This is a genomic window from Streptomyces sp. NPDC059851, assembly GCF_042732005.1.
Lineage (GTDB): Bacteria > Actinomycetota > Actinomycetes > Streptomycetales > Streptomycetaceae > Streptomyces.
In genome coordinates, this window is record NZ_JBHWJJ010000008.1 from 74,246 (window position 1) to 96,306 (window position 22,061).

Here is a 22,061-nt window from a genome sequence, read left to right on the forward strand (position 1 = left end):
CATGGACTACTGCCACGCCTGCCGGAGGCACCTCAACGGCGCACTGGCGTGCGCCGGGTGCGGAACCCCGGCCGAGTACCTGCCCCCCGCCACCTCGGGCGTCCCCGTTGCGCCCGCCGCCCCGTACGGCTCCGCAGACGTTCCGTACGGCTCCGACGGCGTTCCGTACGGGCCCCCGGTCCCTCCGGGAGCGCCCCGGGCGGAGGACGCCGAACCCTTCGCGGATTCCCTCGTCGTGTTGTCCGGTACCGGCGGGCGCCGGCCCGGTGCCCGCGCCCGGGCGGAGAACCGCCGGCGCCGGCGGACCCTCGTCACGGTCGGGCTCGGGCTGGCGGTCGCCGTCGGCGGTTCCGTGGCCCTGGCGCAGGTGATGGCGGGCGGTGAGCACACCGATCGGGCGGCGAACGTCATGCTGACCGACGACGACGGTCCGCAGGAGCCGGCTCCGCTGCCCAGCAGTACCGGCGGGCCCAGCACTCCGGCCCCGCTGAAGCCGGCCAAGGCCACGGCGGGGGCGAAGGCCGCCGCTGGCGCTGCGCAGCCGGCCCGGTCCGGGGACTCCGCCGGGGGCGGCACGCAGCCGGCCCCCGGGGCGTCGGCCTCCGCCTCGGGCGGGTCCGGACCGCAGCAGGGTTCCGGGAAGCAGCCGTCCGTAAAGCCCGGTCAGACGGGGCAGCCCTCGCCCAGCGCTTCGGGCACGGGGTCCGCGCAGCCGGTCCCGCCGCTGCCGAGCCCGTCGCCGACGAAGCCGCCGAAGACCTGCTGGTGGATCTTCTGCTGAACCGGCGGTTCCAGCTGCTGGGCCGGCGGCTCAGCCCAGCATCCGCTTGAGCAGGTCGCGCAGGACCGCCCGCTCGGCCGTGGACAGCCCGGCCAGCGGCTCGCGCGCGAAGTCCAAGGACGCGCGCAGCCGGTCGGCCGTCTGCAGCCCCTCCTCGGTCGGCGCGGCCAGCTTCACGCGCCGGTCGGCCGGGTCCGGCCGGCGCTCGACCAGGCCGCGCGACTCCAGTCGGTCCACTATTCCGGTGATGTTGGACGGCTCGCACTTCAGCTTCTGCGCGATGTGCCGCATCGGCATCGGTTCGAGCGACAGCAGGTTCAGCACGCGCGCCTGCGCGCCGGTCAGCTGGTGGCTGGCGGCGGCCTGCTCGTACTCCTCGTGGTAGCGGGCCACGACGGTGCCGATGAGCTCGACGACCTCGACGGTCAGGGGGTCCACGTGACGACTGGGCATGGATCCAGCGTACCCATTTGCTTGACAACCTGAAATATCCAGGCGCATGGTTGTTTCACGTCCTGAAGCATTTTCCCGGTTTGGAGTGCACCATGTCCGAGACCCCCGCGATCCCTGCCGTCAGCCGCGAGTGGCACCTCGTCCGCCGTCCCCAGGGCTGGCCGGTGGCCGAGGACTTCGCCCTGCGCGAGGTACCGGTCGCAGCCCCGGCCCCCGGCCGGATCCTGGTGCGCAACCTCCACATGTCCGTGGACCCGTACATGCGCGGCCGGATGACGAGCGTTTGACAACATCCGCTAGCATGGCGAACCAGGGCGCACGGCAAGGGAATCCGGGGCCACTGGAGTGCGGCGGGGGCCGCGCAGGGGAGGGGACGGCATGAGGCGTGTACTGCTTGCGGAGCGCATCTCGGACGACAAGGGCGAGCGCTCGGAGTCCATCGAAGACCAGGACATGAAGCTCAGGACCAGGGCCATCAGGGAGGGGGTGGAGATCGTCGGCACCGCCGTTGACCTGTCTGTGTCCGGCGATGTGGACATGTTCGCCCGACCTGATCTTGGTGAATGGCTCAAGCCCGAGGGCCGTGAAAGGTGGGATGAGCTGTGGGTGACCACCCAGGACCGCCTTTCCCGTAGCGAACCGCACTTTATGGCCTTCGTCTTCAAGGTGATCGAGTGGGACAAGACCCTGGTTGTCTTGGATGACCCATCTCTCGATCTGACCACCCCGGAGGGGCGTGCTATTGCCCACGTCAAATCCCTGGGGCCTCACAAGGAGTTGGAGCGAATCAAGGCGCGTGTTCAGGACTCCCACGACCGGCGCCGCTTCACCACTCGTTGGCCGGGCGGGATTCCTCCCTTCGGCTACAAGACTGTGCACAGATTCGAGGATGGCAAGACGGCCGCCTACCTCGAACTCGATGAAGGCATGGTCATGGAGCTTCGCGAGATGCGGCGAATCATGATCGAAGGTGAATCGTTCGCCGGCCTGGCCAAGCACCTGAACGCGGAAGGCGTTCTGACAGCCCGAGACAGGGCCAGGGTGCGAAGGGGGAAGCCTGTCAAGGCCCGGGGCGGGGAGGAGGGCACGCCTGAGCGCTGGTCGGAGACCTCCGTGAAGAAGCTTCTGACCGACGAAGCTCTCTTGGGGCGGAAAAAGCACAACCGGGAAGTGATCTACGGCATGGACGGAAGGCCCATCCAAATTGCCGATGCTGTCTTCACGGATGATGAGTGGGAGTCGCTTCAAGCAGCGATCCGGCGGCGAATGCACACCTCTGTCCGACGGGTGAATGGGACCAGCCCCATGTACGGGGTGGTGCACTGCGGTCGATGCGGAGCCAAGGCCATTCACAAGGTCTCGACTCTCCGGGGTGTCACCTATCGGTACTACCAGTGCGGTGCCTGGCCCAAGGAGAACCGCTGTGCTGGAATCTCCTGCCGTGCTGAGCCAATTGAAGAAATGGTCGAGATTCACTTTCTCCAGAAGTTCGGCCGGGACAGGGTTACCAAGAAGGTGTGGGTTCCTGGATCTGACAGTTCCAAAGAGCTTGCCGAAATCATCAAGCGTATGGAGCGTCTGCGAAAGCAGGATGAAGAAGGTGACTGGGATGATGACCAGGAAGGCTATCGGTTCCGAATGAACCAGTACAAGGTTCGTAAGCGGGAACTTGAGGCGAAGCCGGTCAAGAAAGCTGGATGGGCGGAAGAGGACCAAGGGCTTACCTTCTCTGAGCTCTGGCCCACCCTCGACCTGGAGGGGAAGCGCAAGCAGCTCATTGACTCTGGATACGCTGTGATGGTCGGGGAGAAGACTTTTGAGGTGGAGCCCAGGCCGGAGTCCTACTCGGAGAGGCAGACCAAAGAGCTTTCGGTATAGAAGGTTGACCGGTCCCTGAGCTGGTGAAAGGTAAGAGGCCCCCTGCTTGAGGCAGGGGGCCTCTGCTTATAGAGAGCCCCACTAGATATAGAGAACCCCTCAAGAAGTATGTACATGTCCTCTGACGTGAAGTGGGACAGTACCCAAGGAATGTGAGACGAGGGTCACACGGTGAGTGGATGCCGGAGCCTGAAGCTTGGCGTAGCCCAACGCGATGTTGGGAGTGATCCCTGTCTCTCTTGCTCATTCGAGTGTCCCGAAAGGCTTGAAAGGACACGTACATAAATAGTGAGAGAGCCTTTTTGGGATATCTCTAGCCGGCCCCGGCCTCCTCTTGCCCTGGAGGCCGGGGCCATCTCTTTTGGTCAAGATTCGCATCTAGGCAACTCACTGCGAGGAGGAGCCATGTTCAAGCGCAACCACTTCACAGCCCGCCGTATCGCTCTCGGTATCTCCGTTGAGGAACTGGCCCATGAGCTTCATGTCTCACCGTCAACTGTCTACCGGTGGGAGTCCGGGGCCACATGCCCAAGTCTGCGCATTCTCGTACCGGCCACCCGCATCCTTTGTGTTCCGCTGCTGGCCCTAATCGAGGACGACGGTTCCGGGGATCGGCGCATTGCCGAGGCTCTGGATTCTTTGCTTAGGACTGACATGCACAAGGAGATTGCCGCGTGAACGGAAGTCTCCTTGCTCAGTCTTCGAACTCAAACCATTGATTAATTAGAGGTGCCCATGACCGAACAGCCTATGAGTGTCCAGGAAGCTGTCCTATCCGAGAACAGTTTCGCCATTTCCCAGATTATTGCTTCGACAGCCCTTGACATGCTGGTGGGGTTCAAGGGGCTGTCTCACACCGTGCACCGGGATGCCGAAAGGGACTTCCGGGGCGGGGTAGGGACTAAGGTCCGCATCCGTCGTCCCGAAGTGCTCAAGGCTGGCAATTTCAATGGTTCAGTGAACAGCATGGTCCAGCCAGTCAAGGAGACCACTGTTGAACTGGAGATCACTGATCACGCACTTTCGGCGGTCGAGATCACCGACAAGGAAATGCGCTTCGATCTGCACACGTTCGAGGAGCAGATTACGCTTCCCCAGTCCGCCGGAGTCGGTGACTACCTGGAACAGAACATCGCCAACACGATGAACAAGCGCTCGGTGGACGGTGCTTCGGGGCTCATTACCATCAATGCTGCCCAGCCTCGGCATGCGATCATCGACGCCGGAACCGTCCTGGACAAGGGCCGGACGCTGGGCCGCCGCTGGCTGGCTGTCTCCCCGGACGTCAAGAACGTCCTCCTCAAGGACGACAACTTCTCTCAGGTCGCCCAGGCAGGAACCGATGAGACGCTCCGTGGTGGGGTCATTGGTGAGGCGTACGGCTTCACTGTCGTCTACTCGCCGTACCTGGCTGACAAGACTGCCGTGGCCTACGTCGGTTCGGCGTTCGCCATGGCCGTGTGCTCCCCGCCCGTGGTGCGAAGTGAGTTCTCCGCCTCGGCCGGACATCAGGGTTACTCCATGCGCTGGCTGATGACCTTCAACGAGGACAGCCTGAACCAGCGCTCCATTATGGATGCCTACGTCGGATCGTGTGTCCTAGACGATCGACGCTCGGTCGGCCTCAAGCTCGCCTGACCCGCGTAACGGGTTGCTCCTTACAGCGTCCGGGGTCTCTGCCGAAACGGCGGAGGCCCCGCTTTCTTTGTTGGCTTCGAGCTCCCCTCTCACCTCAGAACACTCCCGTCTCGCTCGGCCGTGCGGCCCTGCGAGCCGGCAGTGACTCCCCACGACATATGAAGGAGGACGCCGTCATGCCTAAGATGCGTAACCCCAATTCCCCGCACTCCCGATACAAGGGGCTGGAAGTGCTGCCCACTGATCACGGCCTGCCTGTTCCCGAGCTACCCGCGGCCCGTCAGTGGACCCAGGCTGAACATGAGCAGTGGCGACAGTGGTGGGAATCGCCCCAGGCCGCGAGGTGGGACGAGTCGTACGTCCCGACCGTGGCCGCGATGCTGACCTACTTCGGGAAGATCCTCGACGGCACATCCAACGCCACACATCAGATGGAGTTCCGGCACCTGGCAACTTCCCTGGGTCTCACTGCGGACGGAATGAAGCGTCTCGGCTGGGCTTTCGAAGGAGACGAGTGAGCAGGCGGGCGGCCAAGGCCGGAGCCGCGCGGACCCATGATGGCCTGCATCGTCCCGGCACCGAGTGCCCCTGGATGGAACGGCAGTGCTCCAGGTGCCTCGCGGAGGTCAGTGTTCACGTGGGCTGGGAGCTGACGGGCCAGCCACGGCCCTGGGGCGACAGCCTGGAGCATCACCCGGAACACTGCTTCGTCTGCCGACAGGCGGATCAACAAGACTGACTGTCGGTGCCGTCAACTACCTTCCTACCAAAGGCGAGTCGGGAGGGTTAGTGGGGCGGGATCGGTTTCAGTTGTGGGTGCACCTGATGGTGCTCATGTCCAATGAGGGACTCTGCGTTTACTGCGAAGACGCTGAGTCGGAGGTAATGGATCACGTCATCCCCCTAGCCAAAGGGGGCCCACATCACTGGAAGAACCTTGTTCCAGCGTGCACGGCTTGCAACGAAAGTAAGGGAGACAGACTGTTCCCCCGCTGGCTCATGGAAATCGAAGCCAATCCAAAGGGTTGGGCGCACCTAACGATTCGAGATGTTTGCGAGATAATCCACGAAGAGCAAAACAGGGCTATTGAACGAATAGAGGCCGCGAGCGCTGAGATAGCCAACGAAAAGCGTATCAAGTGGTTCGTCAACAACACCTGGCTCGGCGTTCCAGAGAGTAGGGCCTTCATTGATCGATGGAGGAGGGAACTCATAGGAGAAAAGGAGCTGGCGGCTCGCCAGGCAGGCTACCCACTTCCCCCACGTCCTCGGCTTCTGGGTTCCATATCTTGATTGGCGATCCCGCCTCCAGGAAGGCGCCCCCGGCGGTCCCCATTTCCTTCTAACTAGGCATTACCCCGGCAATTGTATTCACGAGAGTAATGATCTAGAAATCTGTTCGTTACCGTTCCGTGATAAGGAATTGGCAGGGTTGATCGCGTCGCACCGGTGAGTGCGGCAGCCGTAAGAGCAGTGCTCCGGCCCATCGACTCCATGCCTCATCGGCCCCGAATCAAAGGATTCCCACGTCATGCGTAAGACGGTTCTCATCCCCGTTCTCAAGACGCTTTGTGACGCCCATCTTGCGAAGGATGGGAGCGAGGAAGAGGCCACGGAAGCGCTGACCCTGGGAGTGCGTACGTGGGACCTCTGCGGATCTCACGCCGAGTCCTTCGGGTTGTACCTGGTGGATGCCCTGGGGTCGCCGGAAGACGTCGCGGCCGACCCTGACCCCGTGGCGCTGGCTGATGTGGTGCCTGTCGAGTCGGAGTGCGACGACGTGCCGGACGTGGCTGAGGAAGCGGCGGAGCCTGACGCTGTGCGGTCCGTGATGATCGCGGGGGAGGTTCCGGGCTACGACTGGGACACGGCGCGTGAGGCGATGCGGAACCTGGGCTACGAGGTGGTTGGCCGTGCCGATGACAGCACGGTCCTGCTGATCCTCGGTGAAGGTGGGGACCGCAACGCTACGAAGCTGCGGGACGCTGCCGAGCATGACATCCCCTGCATGGACGTCCGGGCCCCGGGACGGTTCAAGGCCGCTGTCTGTGCTGGTGAGTTGGTTGGTAGTGACCCGCTTCCGGAGCCGGCGAAGGTGGACCGTTCGGGGATGAGCACGCGGGAGCGGAACCGGCTGATCCGTCGCTGGGCGCGCGAGAACGGGTGGCCGAACCTTCCCGCTCAGGGGCGTGTCCCGCTGAACGTCCGTCACGCGTACGAGCTGGCCAACCGGACTCCTACGCAGGGAAAAGCAGTTGCGGCCTGAATGCCGCCCTCACTATGCCGGGCACCGAGTACGCCCGGCCGCCCCGGCCAGTGGCCACCCAACTAACCCTCCTTGAGATAGAGGCAGCATGAGCACCCCCGTTCTGTACGGTCCCATCGGTCGCGCGGTTCGAAAGATCACCCCGTTCCTTGAGACGGACCCGTTGGGGGTGTATGTGGCGGCCCTGTCGATGTGGTCGGCCGCGATCGGTGGAACGGTCAAGGTGTCGTCGCGTGGCAGCAGCAGGCCCGTGCTCGTCTGGTCCGCGCTCTGCGCCGGTACAGGAAGGGGGAAGGGGACCGCCCTGCGGGCGGCGATTCAGGTCATGGACGGCTCCCTGGGGCGCTTCCTCGCCACGCACACCACATCCGGGATCACGTCCGGGGCCAGTCTGGTCAATCACCTGTGGGAGCAACAGGAAGCGACCGCCGAGACGGAGCACGGGCGCGACGTCCGGGCTCTGGTGGTGGAGGAGGAATGGACGGAGGTCTTGAAGCGGGTCAAGCGCGATCCGTCGTTCACCACCAAGCTACGCGCAGCCTGGGACGGTGCAACGGTCCGGAACACGACCAAAGATGAAGCGCAGGAAGTACGCGACCCTGCGATGGTCCTCCACTCGCACATCACCCCGTCTGACTGGGCCAAGTACGTTGGAGAGTCGGAGGCGGCCGGAGGCTCGTACAACCGCATCCTGCCGTTCCTGCTCGGCTCCGTTCCGATGCTGGACGATGACCGGATCAGCCTGCCGAAAGTGGACGGTTCCGAACTGTCCGACGCTTACGGCTGGGCTACCGCCCGACCCCGGGTGATCACCCTCTCCGAGGACTCACGGCCACTGTGGCGGATCGTCCGCCGCTATGCCCGCATCCTGGGTGAGACCCTGCCCGAAGCACAGTCGGTGTTCATCGAGAGAACGGCCGAACAAACCCTTCGGGTAGCAGCTTGCCTGGCAGCGTCCGAGTGCTCCGAGACCATCACGGAAGAGATGCTGTCGGCCGCCTTCACCCTCGTACGCCGCTCTGTCCAGGACGCGGTCCGGATCACCAGGGGGGCCAGTACTCCGAAGATGAAGCGGCAACCGCTCAGCCTGACGGAGAAGGTCCGGGCCCGGATCGAGTTGCACGGTGGTCGGGCCACCTCTTCTCAGGTCCTGCCCTACGTGGGAGCCACCGCCGAAGAGGTCAAGGCATTGCCCGGCATCGTCGTCACCGTGGAACGGTCGGGGAAGACGGGCCGCCCGGCTACCGTCTTCACGCTCCCCGGTGACAGTTCCAGTGACGCTGTGCCGCAGCCGGCCAGCGCGGAGCGTGAGGCAAACCGGGCCACGGTCGTCCGCCTGGACACCTACCGCCCGGCCCCCAAGCAATCCAAGGAACCGGTACCGGTGAAGCGGCCAGCCGTTCCCGTTCTCGATTCCAACCCATTCCGCGCGCTGCTCTGAACCATCCCAACAAACCAAGCAAGCCCCGGCCAATCGGCCGGGGCTTCTTTCGTTGCTTCGACTATGCCAGTGGGCAGGGCAGTTCGGGACGGGATCCGCTTGGGCAGCAGGACGCCAGGGCTAGCGAGCTACGCTCGGTAGAGCGAAGGGCGCTCGGCTACCTGGTCAGGGCTGAGGCCATCCACGGTCAGGTTGCCGGTCCACAGGTGGTCTCGGTTGGCGTAGGTGGTTTCGAAGCTGACGCGCTTCCCACCAGGCTCCAGCTTCCAGCCCTGCTCTTGGAATTGCGCGATGCGGTCGCTGCCACAGACGAACGCCCGGGTGGCCTGAGTGAGCACCCATTGAGCTAGCTCCGTCTCGCTGGCCGTGGGCCGGCCGCAAGTTCGTGCCATCTGCCACAGGCGCCCCCACTCGACCCCGGGAGTCAGCGGGCCGACGACGGCCACGTCGCCGATACGACGCTCGTCCAGGTGGTGCACGGCGTAGCCGAAGACCACGCCGAACATGGCGAACACGGTGACCCTGCTGCTCCCGGTCAGACCCTCGTCAGATGCCATGGGCGGTACCTTTGCTCAGGGTAGGACCCGGGCACCTGTGACGTGCCCGGGTCCTACTTCGTTCGAGGGGATCAGCAGCCGTCGCCGTCGCCGCAGCAGGCCGGGGGGTTGCAGTCCTTCGCGGCGCCCCACATCCGCTCGTCGACGTAGAAGCCCGCGGCCTTGACCCGCTCCACCACGGAGCCGATCAGGGGCCGTGTGCGGACGGTGGCCTTCGGTTCGTGGTCCAGGAAGTAGCCGAACTGTTCCTGGCACCACGCGGCGTAGGCGCGGGTGTGGAGCGCGAACGAGTGCCAGCCCGGGTCAACGACCTGGGACGGGGTCATCTCGAACGCGCGGGTGTCGCCCATGACCTTGAGGAAGGCAAGGGCCTGGTCCACGATCCGGCGTGCGGTGGACAGCTCGTGTCCGTACTCCTCCGCGCAGAACTCCGACACCTTCTCGAACAGCTCGGGACTGACGAGGTCCCGCCCGTGCCGTAAGGCGACGGGGGATTCCAGCATGGTCGTCACAGTGAGATTCCCTCTCTCGACGGTTGGGGGCTGGCTACGCGGCGGGCGGGGGCGGGAACTTCTCTCCGTCGCCCTCGGTCTTGTCGCGGGGGTCAGTCATGCCTGCACCTCCTGATCTGCTTGACGGCCTGCTGAGGCCGTCTCCCGCCCTCAGCGGGCGGAAGTCTCCGTGGCCCTCATGGCCTCGGCAATCTGCTCCACCACGGCGGCGGGGAGCATCCCCAGGTGTACGTACGGGAGGCCGTTGTAGGTGACCGTGGGCCGTATGCCGCTCCATGCCGCTTCGGGGATGCCGAGGGTGGCCAAGGCAGCCCGTATGGACTCGGCGGCATCAGTGGCTCGTGTTCGGCCGTCTCTCCAGGTCTGCATGTCCATCAGTGGCCGGTCCCGTGCATACGCAGCAGGATGTTGCAGTCAGCGATCGTGCTGCTGTCCCGCTCCATCGCAGCGGCCTTCCGGAGCTGGCCCAGCCGCGCGCACTCGGGGCAACCGGCCACCGGCCGGGGCGAGGGGCGTTCCTTCCGCGTAGGCAGCGTCACCGTTGGTTCGTGCCACCGATTCGGTTCCGTCTTCATTACGCCGCGCCCTCCCGATCGCTTCCGAGGTCGACGGAATGACCCTAGAAAGCGGGGAACGGAGCGGGCCACGGTCTTGCACGAGCTTGCACGCGAACTAACCGAGGGACGTGATCGCATCCGAGATCAGAGCCCGGGCGGGAGCACCGTAGACAGCGAGCTTGGACAGCTCGGAGAACGCCTTGGCGTACGTGGCAACCTCGCTGGGCGCCGTGACGTTCACTGCGGCCGTGAGCAGCTCCACGCTGGCTTGGCGGCCGTCGAAGAGATAGAAGGCTTCCAAGGGCCAGACAAGCCGCTGGGCCGTGAAAGGGATTACCCCGAGGCTCACGTTTGGAAGCGCCATGACGGCCAGCAGGTAGCCGAGCTGTCCAGCCATGGCGGGAGCGTCGCCAATGCGGTAGCGGAGCACCGTTTCTTCCAACAGGAGAGCGAAGCGGCGGTTGCCGTCATGGAGTACGCGGGAGCGCTCGATTCGGGATGCTGCCGCCGTCTGCGAGTCGTCAGGGGTGCCTTGGAAGGCGGCGATGGTCGATAGCAGAGCTGCCGCGTACGCCTCGGTCTGGAGCATCCCCGGCACCACGTTCGAGCAGTACACGCGGAAGTGGCGGGTCTGCTCGTAAAGAGGGACAACCTCCTCCTGCGCCCGGCGCATGCCGTGCCGGTGCAGCTTTTGCCAGTGGACGTACATCTGGTCGGCTTGGCGGTTCGCCGCGATCAGGTCGTCTGTCTGGTCCTCTGCTCCGCACGCTTTGCACCAGGCGCGGATGTCGGCGGCCGATGCAGGGGTCTTGGCCCGCTCGATGCGGGACGACTTCGCGGGACTCCAGCCGCACCGAAGAGCCAACTCATGCCCGGTCAGTTCCGCGTCTTTGCGTAGGCCCCCGAGACGGGCGGCGATGGCTTCGCGGGCGGCTTGGGCGCTGGACGAGGGGGACGCAGACATGAGTGGGCTCTTCGTTTTCCGTCAGGTCAGACCGTGTACTTCTCGTGCGGGATGCCGCGCTCCCAGACTGCCTCGAACGCAGCCGAGGCCAGTCGTGCCACGGCGGGTTCGGAACGAACCTCCCAGCCGGGCTCGGACCAGTTCCCATCACCGGAGAAGTGGTTGAAGAGCACGATCTCTCCGTCGAACACCCAGCAGTCGTTTCCGGGGAGCGCGATGTCCGAAGCCTGCCGCCTGGGGAGCCAGCGAACCTGCTCCCCGGCGTGCAGGTTGACCACGGTGCCGGCGTGCTCGTACCGGATGTAATCCGTTACCGGTTCCGACACAACGCGAGCGCGGCGGACCGCCACGCCTCGGGCAACCGTGCTCCGAATCAAATCAACCCACGGCGTCCAGTACGAGGACGTCGGGTCAATGTCGCGCTGGCCCGTGCGCTTCCAGGTCTCGAAGTCCTCGGCCTCATCTCCGACGCCGTACGAGTCGCGCAGCTCCAGGTGCACAGCCGAGTGCTTGGCTGCGGCCAGCAGCTCGTTAAAGCCCGGTTCCTTCTGCGACATCGCACGCCTTCCTCAGCATCGGCACCATACGGGCCGGAATCCGAATCACGGCTTCGTGCGGCGGGATACCCGGAGCGTGCCCGGGAACCTCGAACGCCGCGCACTCCGCCTCTAGCTTCTCGTCTGGCTTCCAGCCCTGAAGCACCAGCTCCCCCTTCTCCTCGTCCACCCATACGGTGGGGGAGCCCTGCTGCCCGGTGTCTGGATCAATCCCGATGAACCGTAGTGCCATGACTGCCTCCGGTGTCGAGTGGCTTACGCCAACTTGCACGAGCTTCGTTGTGGCGGCGCCTGAGCGTCAAGGCTGACGGTCGTACACAGGGGCCCTTGTAGGGCAGTTCTCGGCCACGCGGAAGGCAGCTTCGAGGGTTGGCTATGTGACGAACGCAAGACCTACAGCGACAGAGTGTGGCGACTGAGGGGTGGGCTGGCCCTACGGGTGCACTGAGGCGCGCACAGGAGCGGCAGCCAGAATGGTTGACAACCTGAAATATTGAAGTGCATGGTTGTTTCATCACCTGAAGCATCTAGGAGCAACTCATGTCTCTGCCGACCGTCAGCCGCGAGTGGCACCTCATCGCCCGCCCCCAGGGTGAGCCGAAGCCGGAAGACTTCGCGCTGCGCGAGGTTCCTGTGGCTGAGCCTGCCCCTGGCCGCATCCTCGTCCGCAACCTCTACATGTCGGTCGACCCCTACATGAGGGGACGCATGTCCCAGCTTGACCTGGACGTCGAACTTGGTCACAAGGCCGGTATCCGAGGCCGGATGAACGACGTGAAGTCCTACGTCCCGCCCTTCCAGCTGGACCGGCCCATGGACGGCGGTGCGGTCGGCGAGGTCGTCGCCTCGGCCGCCGAGGGCTTCGAGGTCGGCGACCACGTCCTGCACGGTCTGGGCTGGCGCGAGTACGCCGACGTGAACGCCGCCCAGGCCACCAAGGTCGACGCCTCGCTCGCCCCGCTCTCCGCCTACCTCGGCGTGCTCGGCATGCCGGGCCTCACGGCCTACGCCGGCCTCTTCGAGGTGGCCTCCTTCAAGGAGGGCGACTCCGTCTTCGTCTCCGGCGCGGCGGGCGCGGTCGGCAGCCTCGTCGGCCAGTTCGCGAAGATCAAGGGTGCGGCGCGGGTCATCGGCTCGGCCGGTTCGGACGAGAAGGTGACGCTCCTCACGGAGAAGTACGGCTTCGACTCCGCCTTCAACTACAAGAACGGCCCCGTCGCCGAACAGCTGAAGGACGCCGCCCCCGAAGGCATCGACGTCTACTTCGACAACGTCGGCGGCGACCACCTGGAGGCCGCGATCTCCTCCCTGAACGTGCACGGCCGGGCCACCCTGTGCGGGGCCATCGCCCAGTACAACGACACCGAGCCCGCCCCCGGCCCCCGCAACCTCGTGATGGCCATCGGCAAGCGGCTGCGCCTGCAGGGCATCCTGGTCAACGACCACGCCGCGCTCCAGCCGCAGTTCGTCAAGGACGTGGCCGGCTGGCTGCGCTCGGGCGAACTCGTGGCCGACGAGACGGTGGTCGAGGGAGTGGAGAACGCGACCGGGGCCTTCCTCGGAATGCTGCGCGGCGAGAACACCGGAAAGATGATCGTTTCCTTCACCGGTTAGGCTCGTCCTGAACCGTCGCGATCGTGGGCGCGAGTCGCGGCGACCACCAGAAGGATCCTGTTACATGTCCATCCAGCAGTCCGACGTCCTCTACACCGCCGTGGCCACCGCGGAGAACGGCCGTGACGGCCGCGTCTCCACCAGCGACGGTCAGCTCGACGTCGTGGTGAACCCGCCGAAGGAGATGGGCGGCAGCGGCGCCGGCACCAACCCGGAGCAGCTCTTCGCGGCCGGCTACAGCGCGTGCTTCCAGGGCGCCCTCGGCGTCGTCGCCCGCAACGAGAACGCCGACGTCTCCGGGGCCACCGTCACCGCCGAGGTCGGCATCGGCAAGAACGACGAGGGCTTCGGCCTGATCGTGAAGATCTCGGCCGTGATCCCGAACGTGGACCGGGCCAAGGCAGAGGAGCTCATCGAGAAGGCCCACCAGGTCTGCCCGTACTCCAAGGCCACCGCCGGCAACATCACGGTCGAGCTCGCCGTCTGATCCGGTACGCGCTCGCGTTCGAAGGCCGCCCACCGACCGGAGGGCGGCCTTCACCGTAAGCTGGACCCCATGCGCGATCTTGCGGGGGGATTCGGCTACCTACTGGCCGGACAGAAATGGGTGTTCCGTCACGGACGGTGGCTGGGCCTCGGCCTGCTGCCGGGGCTGGTGTCGCTGGTGCTGTACGCCGGCGCGTTCATCGCCCTCGGCTACGGAGCCGACGACCTGACGGCCTGGGCCACGCCCTTCGCCGACGACTGGTCCTCGCCCTGGCAGGGGCTGTTCCGGGGCTTCCTGACCGCCTTGGTCTTCGGCCTCGGACTGTTCCTCGCGGTGATCACCTTCACCGCCGTGACCCTGCTCGTCGGCCAGCCCTTCTACGAGTCGCTGTCGGAGCAGGTCGACCGCAGCGAGGGCGGCGACGTGCCGGAGTCGGGGCTGCCGCTGATCCGGGAGCTGTGGATCTCCGCCCGGGACAGCCTGAAGGTGCTCCTGCGGGTCGCGCTGTTCGGGATCCTGCTGTTCGCCCTCGGGTTCATCCCGGTGGTCGGCCAGACCGTGATCCCGGTCATCGGGTTCTGCGTGTCCGGTTTCTTCCTCGCCGAGGAGCTCACCGCCGTCGCCTTCCAGCGGCGCGAGGTGGAGCTGAAGGAGCGGCTCGGGCTGCTGCGCGGGCGGCGGACGCTGGCGCTCGGGTTCGGCGTGCCCCTGGTGCTGGCCTTCCTGCTGCCGCTGGTGGCGGTGTTCCTCATGCCGGGTGCGGTGGCCGGGGCGACGCTCATGGTCAGGCACCTGCGCGGCGAGGACGGGGACCGGGACGCCGAGGGCGAGGGGCACACCCCGGCCCGGGCGGCGCAGGCCCCCGGCGAGGCCCGGGTCCAGCCCCACGGCTACGGCCAGCAGCCGGGCGGGCAGCCGGCGCAGGGCGCCCCCTACCCGCCGCAGCCGCAGCATCCCGCTCAGCCCCGGCCGCAGGCCCCGTACCCGGCGCAGCAGCCCGCGCCGTCCCCCCAGTACCCGCCGTCTCCTCAGTACCCGCAGTCACCTCAGTACCCGCAGTCTCCCCAGTACCCCGCGGGCGGTCCGGCCCAGGGGCCTGCCGGGGGCTTCGGGCCGCCGACGAACCCGTACTCCTGATCCACCGGCCGGTGGCCGCCGCCGGCCGCCGGTCCGCGGCCTACCGCCGCAGCAGGGTGATGGCGCCCGCGGTGTCCTCGCCGGCGTGCGCGGCCCGGTCGGCGTCCAGGCGGCGCCGCATCAGCTCGAAGTACGGGTTGATCAGCTCCGCGCTGACCCCCTGCTCCTCGGCGGTGCGCAGCAGCGTCCCCGTGGCCGCCACCTGCATGGCCAGGTTCGACACCACACCGGTGGTGAAGTCCCGCGAGGTCAGCCGCTCGGCCGCGTTGCCCACGAAGAAGCCCATCGCGCCCAGCCACTCCGACAGCAGCGGGGCCAGGTCCTTCGGGGCGATGTCCTCGCCCTCGATGAGCGCGAAGGCGTGCGAGATGCCGCCGAACATGCCGTACATGGCGCTGAGCAGCGCCACGTCGTGCAGCGCGGCGTGGCCCGGGTCCCCGCCGACGTAGCGGGCCGGGGCCGGAACCTCCAGGACGGTCCGGTGGGTGTCGAACAGGTCACGGGAGCCGCTGTAGAAGACGTAGCCGCCGGATTCGGGCGCCCCGATCATCACCGGGGTGGCCATGATGCCGGCGTCCACGAACCGGGCGCCGCGGGCCTCGGCCCAGGCCGCGCGGGCCCGGCCCTCGCCCGGGGTGCCGGTGGTGAGGTTCACCAGGTCCTTGCCGGCCAGGTCGGTGCCGTCCAGGGCCGAGCCGACGCTGGCGTCGTCCAACAGGCAGACGACGACGAGGTCGTTCGCGGCCACCGCCTCGGCGGGGTTCGCGGCGACCAGGGCGCCTTCGGCGGCGAGGGCCTCGGCCTTGGCGGCGGTGCGGTTCCAGACGGTCAGGGAGTGGCCGGCGGCGAGCCAGGTGCGGGCCAGGGCGGTGCCCATGTCGCCGAGGCCGAGCAGGGTGAGGGAGCGCTGTGCAACGTTCGTGTCGGTCATGGGGTTCAGACTGGTGGCGGGCCGAAAGGTCCTCAAGTACGTACTTTGGAGTGGGTGGTTACTTCAAAGTGAGTGAGCACGTGGGGAGGGGTGCGTGATGTCGGTGACGCGGAGGCCCGGGGCGGACCACTGCGGTGTGGCCGCGGCGATGTCCGTGATCGACGGCAAGTGGAAGGTGTCGCTGTTGTGGGAGCTGGACCAGCGGCCGCGCCGCTTCGGCGAGCTGCGGCGGCTGGTCCCGGGGGTGTCGGAGAAGGTGCTCGCCGCCCAGCTGCGCGAGCTGGAGTCGGACGGCCTCGTGTACCGCGAGGCGTACGACGAGGTCCCGCCGCGCGTGGAGTACTCCCTGACGCCGCTGGGCCACGGCCTCAACGCGGCCCTGGAGCCCCTCGGGGAGTGGGGGAGCCGGAACCTCCTCACCGATGAGGAGGCGTCCGCCTAGCGGGCGTGGAGGTCGGTCCGGGGCTCCACCCACAGGGCTTCGCCGAGGGCGCACAGTTCGCCCTCGGCCGTGGCCAGGGCCGTGCCCACGCGGTACTTGCGGCCCTCCCCGCCGAGCATCCAGGAGTACGACACCAGCCCCGTGCCGACCGGGACCGACCGCAGCAGCCGGCCCGTCAGGGCGGCCGTGACCGCGCCGGCCCGCCGGTCGTCGAGGAGGCGGCCCGCCGCGTTGCCCGGGCAGTCCAGCGCGCCCCACACCAGCTCGGCCGGCAGCAGCCCGTCGGCGTCGGCGAGCGCGGGCCCCGGGGTCCAGGCGGTGGCGACCAGGGCCGTGCCGGGCACCCGGCCGCAGTGCAGGCGCAGGCCCGTGTCCGGGGTGCGGTCCAGGCCGCAGCCGAAGCAGTCGACCGACCCGTCCGGCGGCGCCGCCCGGTAGGCGTCGGCCGCCGCCCGGGCCTGCTCCCAGGACGGGGCCGGCGGGGGCTCGACCGTCGGCTCTCCCGGGACCGCGGCGGCCAGCAGGTCCGTGCCGTCGGTCAGCTCGGCCCCGCCGCCGGCGGTCGGGGCGAGCCGGACCGGGGCGTCGGTGGGCACGGGACGGCGGAAGTCCACCCGTACGCCCTTCGCGGCCGCGTGCGCGGCCAGCACCCCGGCGACGTACCCGCCGAAGGCGACTCCCGGGTACCCGCAGAGGAGGCCCGGAACCGTGATCGTCTCGAAGTCGGTCATGACCGACACCTCATCACACGCGCCGCCCCCGCGGCAGAGCGGCAACCTTTGCCGCAGCCCGTTCGTCCTCCATTCTGGGACGGACGCGCGCACGGACGCGTGCAGGGCTTCGGAGGTGGCGGGATGGCTCAGCAGCCGTGGGGGCAGCAGTACCCGGTCCACCCGCCCGCGTCCCCGTACGGGGCGCCGCCGCCCGTGCAGCCGGGGCAGGCGTGGCCGTCGGTGCAGGTCCCGCCGTCCGCGATGCGCGCCTCGCACACCGACCGCGACCGCACGGTGGACGTCCTCAAGGCCGCCTACGCCGAGGGCCGGCTCTCCCGCGAGGAGTACGGGCAGCGCTTCGACGCGGCCTCCCAGGCGCAGACGTACGGCCAGCTCGCGCAACTGGTGGCCGATCTGCCGGCCGGGCCGATGGCCGTCCCCTACGGCGCCGGGCCGGCGGCGCCGGCCTTCGCCGGGCACCCGGCTGCGCCGCCCCTCGCCGTGCCGATGCCCCTGGCCATGCCCCTGCCCATGCCCATGACCGTGCCGACGCCGGTGCGGCGGGTCAACGGGCTGGCGATCGCGTCACTCGTCCTGGGTGTGCTGTGCCTGCCGACCCTCGGCATGGTCGCCCCCGGCGCCGTGATCACCGGCCACATCGCCAAGGCGCAGATCCGGGCCCGCGGCGAGGAGGGCGAAGCGCCGGCGACCCTCGGTCTCGCGCTCGGCTGGTTGGCGATGGGCGGCTGGACGCTGCTCTTCGTGCTGGCGGGCTTCGGCGCGCTCGGCTGAGCGAGCGAGCGGAGGCAGTGCCTCCGCTCCTGCCGCCCCTGGGAGGCGGCCCGATAGTATGCCCGGCAGCGAAAGTGAGTATGCCTGGCAGTGAAAGCCGGAACCGCCCACACCGCCCTCCCCGGCCCGTCGCCCGCCCCAGGAGCACCGGACCGGCGGGCGCGGACGCCGGGCGGAGGCTTGCTGCGCAACGACGCCCGGCCGCCCGGCCGAGCACCGACCAGCAGTAGGGACACCGTCAGTGACAGTCAGCACCGAGGGGTCGGCGGACGTGCGTCCGGGTACCCCGAGCGGACCGGCCGCCGGGCACACCCCCGCACCCACGGACACCGGCCCGGGGCGCGGCCTGCGCACCCGCGGCGGCCTCCTGCTGCTGGAAGCCGCCGTGGCGTTCGGTGCCGCCCTGGTCCTGCCGGTGCTGGCGCGCAGCTTCAAGCTCGACCCGCTGAACCGGATCGCCCAGGTCAGCGGCCTCGCCGGGCTCCAGCTGCGGTTCGCCCTGCTCGGACTGTTGCTCGTCGCCGCGGTGGTGCTCGCGATGCGGCTGCGCCACGGCCGCCACTTCGACCTGGCCGCCCGGCTCGCCTCCGCCGGAATCGCGGGCCTGGCCAGCGGTTTCGTCGCCGCGGGTGCGGTGATCGCGCTGCTGGGCACGCCGTGGCCGATGTTCGGCCTCAACGGCGACAGCGGCCGCATCGTCGAGTGGGCCCACGCCGTCGCCAACGGCCGGCCCTCCGGCTCGCCGGTCTACCCGCCGCTGCCCCTGTACACCCTCGGCTACTACGCCGAGTGGTTCCACGGCGGCAACACCGCGTACGCCTTCAAGGACCTGCAGATCCTCGGCACCGCCGCGTTTGGTCCGCTGGTCTACCTGGCCTGGCGGACGCTGCTGAGCCCCGTGCGGGCGCTGGCCTTCGGCGTGGTCCCCGCCTTCGCACTGATCGACTCGTACAAGCCGTACAGCCAGACGGTGCTGGTGCTGCTCGTGCCGGTGCTGGTGGCGATGGTGGTGTCCCTGCGCCGCACGGGAACCGAGCGCTGGCGGCCGGTACTGCTCAAGGGCGCCGGGTTCGGCACGGTCCTGGGCGTGCTCTTCCTCGCCTACTCCGGCTGGTTCCTGTGGAGTGCGGCCGGTGTGCTGTTCGCCGCCCTGCTGTACTTCCCCTGGCGGACCGGGCCGGCCAAGGGCGCGGCGTTCATGGCGGCCTCCCTGGGAGCCTTCCTGCTGGTCGCCGGGCGCTACCTGATGGTCATGCTGATCGAGGGGCAGACCACCAAGGACTACAACTTCCGCTTCGACAACTTCACCGACCCGGCCTACTACCTGATGTGGCGCACCGACATGCCGGGCAAGGTGGGCGACTGGCCACCGCCCGGCGAGTTCGGCGGTGTCGGGCTGTTCGCGCTGGTGACGTTCGTCTGCCTGGGCGCGGCGATCTGGCTGGGTCTGCGCAAGCCGCTGGCGGTGACCATCGCCGCCATGTTCATCAGCGCCTGGGTGATGCGCATGTACATCGCCTCGCACATGTACGAGACGCAGACCGTCCAGCTGTACACGCGCACCAACAACCAGCTGCTCTACTGCGGGCTGATCTTGTGCGCGCTGGTGGCCCACCTGGTCTCGCTGCGGCTGGCCGACCGGCGTTCCGCTGCCGCTCCCCTCTCCGCTGCTGCGGGGGCGGCCGGCGGTACGGGCAGCGGCGGCCCGGCCGGCTCCGGCTTCCCCGGCCGGGAGGGCGCGGTGATCGGAACGCTGTGCGCGCTCCTGCTGCTGCTCGGTACGGTCTCCTCGTCGATGTCCGACCGCTACATGCCCGCGCAGGACGGCACGTACCGGATCCTGCCGTGGGTGTCGCACACCATCCGGATGCAGGACGGGACGTGCCCGAAGTTCGCTCCGGAGGGCCAGTGCTCCAAGGACGGCGACCAGGGCTGGCTGAGCTACATCCGATGACCAGGGGCAACCGATGATCTCCGCACTGACGCGGGTGGCCGACGGGGCCGCCCGGACCCCCAAGCGGCTCTGGGCCACCGCCTTCGCGCTGTTCTTCGCACTGGCGGCCTCTTGGTCGGCCGCCACCCCGCTCGGCGGCTCACCCGACGAGCACGCGCACTTCATCCGCGCCGCCGCCGTCGCCAGGGGCCAGATCAACGGCCCCGAAGTGATGGTCCCCCACACGGTGGCGGGCATCGAGGGCGAGTTCGCCGAGACCGGGGTGCAGCTTCCCCAGTGGTACGGGCAGCTGCCGAAGCAGCACGAGTGCTACGCCTGGAAGGAGGGCACGCCCGCCTCCTGCGCGCCGGCCCTCGGGCACTCCGGGAAGACCGTCCAGGTCACCACCGCAGCCGGCCGCTACCACCCGGCCTACTACCTGGTCACGGGATGGCCGAGCCTGCTGGTGGAAGGGCCGCACGGGCTGTACCTGATGCGGCTGGCCTCGGCGGCGCTCTGCTCCGCCCTGTTGGCCAGTGCCGTGGTAACGGCCGCGGAGTGGCGGCGCCGGTCGGTGGCGCTGCTCGGGGTGTTCGCCGCGGCCACGCCCATGGCCCTGTACATGGGGGGCATGGTCAACCCGAGCGGCGGTGAGATCGCCGCCGGGGTACTGGTGTGGACGGCCCTGCTGTCGGTCCTGATGTCGCCCGACCCCCGGCTGCTGAACCGGCGGCTCGCCCGGGTGGGCATCGGCGGCCTGGTGCTGATCAACATCCGTCCGCTCGGACTGATCTGGTTCGCCGGCGCGGTCTCCTTCGCGCTGCTCCTGCAGCAGCGGGGCGTCCTCGGCCAAGTGCTGCGCCGCAAGGCGCTGTGGCTGTGGACGGCGCTGCTCGGCGTGGCCACGGCCGGTGCGCTGCTGTGGGCGGGAGCCCACCCGGACAACTCGGTGATCAACACGCCGGGGACGCTCACCATGAAGGAGGCCGCGCGGCAGACCTTCGGCAACACCCAGACCTACGTCCACCAGATGCTCGGCTACTTCGGCTGGCTGGACACGCCGGCGCCGGCCTTCACCTGGCTGGTGTGGTGGGGCGTGCTCGCGGTGCTGACGGCGCTGGGGCTGGTCTACGGGCGCGGGCGCGAGGTGGTGGCGCTGCTGGGCATGCTCGTGGCGATCGTGGTGGTGCCGGTGGTGGCCCAGACGCTCCAGGCGGAAAAGCTCGGCATGGTGTGGCAGGGCCGCTACCTGCTGCCCTTCGCCGTGGGCCTGCCGCTGATGGCGGTGATGACCGCGGCGAGCCGGTCGCCCGAGGGCGGCTTCCCCTGGCGCAGGCTGACCGGTTTCGCGGTGGCCGGGCTGGCGCTCGCCGATGCGGCGGCGTTCTTCTGGACGCTGCGGCGCTTCGCGGTCGGCACATCCGGCCCCTGGGTGCCGTTCTCGGCGCACTGGGCGCCGCCCGGCGGTTGGGCGCTGTGGACCGCGGTGTACACGGCCGCGGCGTTCGCGGTGGTGCTGCCGGCACTGGCCCGGGACCGGGATGCCGCCGCGTCGGGGGACCGGCTGCAGCACGATGCCGCACGCAGGGGGCAGCACCGCCCGAGGGTGCCGGCGGCCGGCTGACCCGCCGTCAGGCGGTGACCTCGGCCGTCACCACCATCGCCGTACGGTCGTCGGCCTCGGCGAGCAGGTGGCCGCCGGGGGCCCAGACCGCGGCCCCTCCGCAGCCGGTCCAGGGGCCGGCCGCGCCGACGTGGTTGGCGAGGACCACGTACAGGCCGTGCTCCTTGGCGAGCCCGGGGTACACCGTCGCCCGCTCCTCGGTCCCGCCGCCCGTCCCGTACAGGGAGGAGGCGAGGTGGACGCGGCAGCCGGCCGCCGCCGCGCGCCCGGCGAGCTCGGGGAAGTGGTTGTCGAAGCAGATGCCGAGCGAGAAGCGGATCCCGCCGAGCTCGAAGTGTCCGTCGCGGTCGCCCGCCGCGAAGGCGTCCTGCTCCTGCCGGTACAGGTGCTGCTTGACGTACGTGGTGACGGGCGCACCGTCCGCACAGTAGACCAGCGTGGCGATGACGGGCCGCGGGCCGTCGCTGCGCAGTGCGACGTTGACGGCGACCGCGGTGCCGGCGGACCGGAGCGGGTCGAGCCGGGGATCGTCCGGGTCCGCGATCCACAGGCCCGGGTCGGCGGCGAGGGCGGCCAGCTCGTAGCCGGTGGGGGTGAGCTCGGGGAACACCACGAGCCCGGCGCCCGCGTCCCGGGCTTCGACGGCGAGGGCGGCGGCCCGTGCGGTGTTGCCGGGGATGTCGGCGGGTATGCAGGTCAGCTGCGCTGCGGCGATCTTCATGCGCCCCAGGATGCCCGACCGAGGCCGCCGGGAGGCCGGTGGCCGGAAAGCACCCCTGAAACC

At 68.5% G+C, this 22,061-nt stretch carries 24 protein-coding genes and 2 pseudogenes; 16 read left to right on the top strand and 10 right to left on the bottom strand.

The annotated features are described in order from the left end of the window. Position 1: 1 nt before the first annotated feature. Complete coding sequence (locus tag ACFV7Q_RS04245) at positions 2-781, top strand: hypothetical protein (protein ID WP_385423384.1); 780 nt, start codon at positions 2-4, stop codon at positions 779-781. Between the two features lie 30 nt (positions 782-811). Here ACFV7Q_RS04245 and ACFV7Q_RS04250 read toward each other — a convergent pair whose 3' ends face one another. Beyond that, positions 812-1,234: a MarR family winged helix-turn-helix transcriptional regulator gene (locus ACFV7Q_RS04250; RefSeq protein WP_385423386.1), complete on the bottom strand. Its 423-nt coding sequence runs from the start codon at positions 1,232-1,234 to the stop codon at positions 812-814. Between the two features lie 92 nt (positions 1,235-1,326). On the opposite strand from ACFV7Q_RS04250, the pseudogene ACFV7Q_RS04255 reads away from it, so the two are divergent. From ACFV7Q_RS04255 to ACFV7Q_RS04290, 8 genes and pseudogenes are all read left to right on the top strand, one after another. Continuing rightward, positions 1,327-1,518, top strand: a pseudogene (locus ACFV7Q_RS04255) (NADP-dependent oxidoreductase); the annotation flags it as partial. 94 nt (positions 1,519-1,612) lie between these two features. Next, the gene (locus tag ACFV7Q_RS04260) at positions 1,613-3,112 is read left to right on the top strand and encodes a recombinase family protein (RefSeq protein ID WP_385423388.1); all 1,500 of its coding nucleotides are present in this window, start codon (positions 1,613-1,615) and stop codon (positions 3,110-3,112) included. Between the two features lie 405 nt (positions 3,113-3,517). Then, positions 3,518-3,790, top strand: a complete 273-nt coding sequence (locus ACFV7Q_RS04265) for a helix-turn-helix domain-containing protein (RefSeq protein WP_385423390.1) — start codon at positions 3,518-3,520, stop codon at positions 3,788-3,790. A gap of 57 nt (positions 3,791-3,847) precedes the next feature. Beyond that, positions 3,848-4,750, top strand: coding sequence for a P22 phage major capsid protein family protein (locus ACFV7Q_RS04270; protein ID WP_385423392.1), 903 nt, complete (start codon positions 3,848-3,850; stop codon positions 4,748-4,750). Between the two features lie 176 nt (positions 4,751-4,926). After that, complete coding sequence (locus ACFV7Q_RS04275) at positions 4,927-5,268, top strand: hypothetical protein (RefSeq protein WP_385423394.1); 342 nt, start codon at positions 4,927-4,929, stop codon at positions 5,266-5,268. A gap of 307 nt (positions 5,269-5,575) precedes the next feature. After that, complete coding sequence (locus tag ACFV7Q_RS04280; protein WP_385423396.1) at positions 5,576-6,043, top strand: HNH endonuclease; 468 nt, start codon at positions 5,576-5,578, stop codon at positions 6,041-6,043. 238 nt (positions 6,044-6,281) lie between these two features. Next, on the top strand, positions 6,282-7,016 hold the full coding sequence (locus ACFV7Q_RS04285) for a hypothetical protein (protein WP_385423398.1): 735 nt from the start codon (positions 6,282-6,284) through the stop codon (positions 7,014-7,016). A gap of 88 nt (positions 7,017-7,104) precedes the next feature. Further along, positions 7,105-8,457 (top strand): DUF3987 domain-containing protein, encoded by a 1,353-nt coding sequence (locus ACFV7Q_RS04290; protein ID WP_385423400.1) that lies wholly within the window; start codon positions 7,105-7,107, stop codon positions 8,455-8,457. Positions 8,458-8,585: 128 nt separating this feature from the next. Here the strand turns inward: ACFV7Q_RS04290 and ACFV7Q_RS04295 are convergent, their stop codons facing one another. From ACFV7Q_RS04295 to ACFV7Q_RS04320, 6 genes are all read right to left on the bottom strand, one after another. Further along, positions 8,586-9,014, bottom strand: coding sequence for a hypothetical protein (locus tag ACFV7Q_RS04295; protein WP_385423402.1), 429 nt, complete (start codon positions 9,012-9,014; stop codon positions 8,586-8,588). 71 nt (positions 9,015-9,085) lie between these two features. Next, a complete protein-coding gene (locus ACFV7Q_RS04300) occupies positions 9,086-9,517 on the bottom strand; it encodes a glycine-rich domain-containing protein (protein ID WP_385423404.1) in 432 nt (143 codons plus the stop codon). A gap of 159 nt (positions 9,518-9,676) precedes the next feature. Then, entirely contained in the window at positions 9,677-9,895 is a 219-nt protein-coding gene (locus ACFV7Q_RS04305; protein WP_385423406.1) for a hypothetical protein, read from the bottom strand. Positions 9,896-10,198: 303 nt separating this feature from the next. Further along, positions 10,199-11,047 (bottom strand): helix-turn-helix domain-containing protein, encoded by an 849-nt coding sequence (locus tag ACFV7Q_RS04310; protein WP_385423408.1) that lies wholly within the window; start codon positions 11,045-11,047, stop codon positions 10,199-10,201. Positions 11,048-11,073: 26 nt separating this feature from the next. Beyond that, positions 11,074-11,604 (bottom strand): DUF6879 family protein, encoded by a 531-nt coding sequence (locus tag ACFV7Q_RS04315; protein WP_385423410.1) that lies wholly within the window; start codon positions 11,602-11,604, stop codon positions 11,074-11,076. Beyond that, positions 11,579-11,836 carry a hypothetical protein gene (locus tag ACFV7Q_RS04320; RefSeq protein ID WP_385423412.1) on the bottom strand — a complete coding sequence of 86 codons (258 nt, stop codon included), beginning with the start codon at positions 11,834-11,836 and terminating at the stop codon, positions 11,579-11,581. Before ACFV7Q_RS04320 ends, ACFV7Q_RS04315 begins: the two co-directional genes overlap by 26 nt. Positions 11,837-12,144: 308 nt before the next feature. Here ACFV7Q_RS04320 and ACFV7Q_RS04325 point away from each other — a divergent pair, with 308 nt between their 5' ends. From ACFV7Q_RS04325 to ACFV7Q_RS04335, 3 genes and pseudogenes are all read left to right on the top strand, one after another. Continuing rightward, on the top strand, positions 12,145-13,218 hold the full coding sequence (locus ACFV7Q_RS04325) for an NADP-dependent oxidoreductase (protein WP_385423414.1): 1,074 nt from the start codon (positions 12,145-12,147) through the stop codon (positions 13,216-13,218). 64 nt (positions 13,219-13,282) lie between these two features. Continuing rightward, entirely contained in the window at positions 13,283-13,705 is a 423-nt protein-coding gene (locus ACFV7Q_RS04330; protein ID WP_385423416.1) for an organic hydroperoxide resistance protein, read from the top strand. A gap of 69 nt (positions 13,706-13,774) precedes the next feature. Further along, a pseudogene (locus tag ACFV7Q_RS04335) lies at positions 13,775-14,524 on the top strand (EI24 domain-containing protein); the annotation flags it as partial. A gap of 358 nt (positions 14,525-14,882) precedes the next feature. Here the strand turns inward: ACFV7Q_RS04335 and ACFV7Q_RS04340 are convergent. Continuing rightward, positions 14,883-15,773, bottom strand: a complete 891-nt coding sequence (locus ACFV7Q_RS04340) for an NAD(P)-dependent oxidoreductase (RefSeq protein WP_385423418.1) — start codon at positions 15,771-15,773, stop codon at positions 14,883-14,885. 97 nt (positions 15,774-15,870) lie between these two features. On the opposite strand from ACFV7Q_RS04340, the gene ACFV7Q_RS04345 reads away from it, so the two are divergent. Further along, positions 15,871-16,215 (top strand): winged helix-turn-helix transcriptional regulator, encoded by a 345-nt coding sequence (locus ACFV7Q_RS04345; protein ID WP_385423420.1) that lies wholly within the window; start codon positions 15,871-15,873, stop codon positions 16,213-16,215. Here the strand turns inward: ACFV7Q_RS04345 and ACFV7Q_RS04350 are convergent. Further along, positions 16,212-16,946 carry a hypothetical protein gene (locus ACFV7Q_RS04350; protein ID WP_385423422.1) on the bottom strand — a complete coding sequence of 245 codons (735 nt, stop codon included), beginning with the start codon at positions 16,944-16,946 and terminating at the stop codon, positions 16,212-16,214. The genes ACFV7Q_RS04345 and ACFV7Q_RS04350 overlap by 4 nt on opposite strands. A 123-nt stretch (positions 16,947-17,069) precedes the next feature. Between ACFV7Q_RS04350 and ACFV7Q_RS04355 the strand changes: the two genes are divergently transcribed. The 3 genes from ACFV7Q_RS04355 to ACFV7Q_RS04365 all read left to right on the top strand — a co-directional run bounded on the left by ACFV7Q_RS04355 (position 17,070) and on the right by ACFV7Q_RS04365 (position 21,277). Beyond that, positions 17,070-17,720 carry a DUF1707 and DUF4190 domain-containing protein gene (locus tag ACFV7Q_RS04355; protein WP_385423424.1) on the top strand — a complete coding sequence of 217 codons (651 nt, stop codon included), beginning with the start codon at positions 17,070-17,072 and terminating at the stop codon, positions 17,718-17,720. A gap of 241 nt (positions 17,721-17,961) precedes the next feature. Next, positions 17,962-19,674: a hypothetical protein gene (locus ACFV7Q_RS04360; RefSeq protein WP_385423426.1), complete on the top strand. Its 1,713-nt coding sequence runs from the start codon at positions 17,962-17,964 to the stop codon at positions 19,672-19,674. 13 nt (positions 19,675-19,687) lie between these two features. Beyond that, on the top strand, positions 19,688-21,277 hold the full coding sequence (locus ACFV7Q_RS04365; RefSeq protein WP_385423428.1) for a DUF2142 domain-containing protein: 1,590 nt from the start codon (positions 19,688-19,690) through the stop codon (positions 21,275-21,277). Positions 21,278-21,284: 7 nt separating this feature from the next. On the opposite strand, the gene ACFV7Q_RS04370 is transcribed toward ACFV7Q_RS04365, so the two are convergent. Continuing rightward, positions 21,285-21,998, bottom strand: coding sequence for a carbon-nitrogen hydrolase family protein (locus ACFV7Q_RS04370; RefSeq protein ID WP_385423430.1), 714 nt, complete (start codon positions 21,996-21,998; stop codon positions 21,285-21,287). Positions 21,999-22,061: the final 63 nt, after the last annotated feature.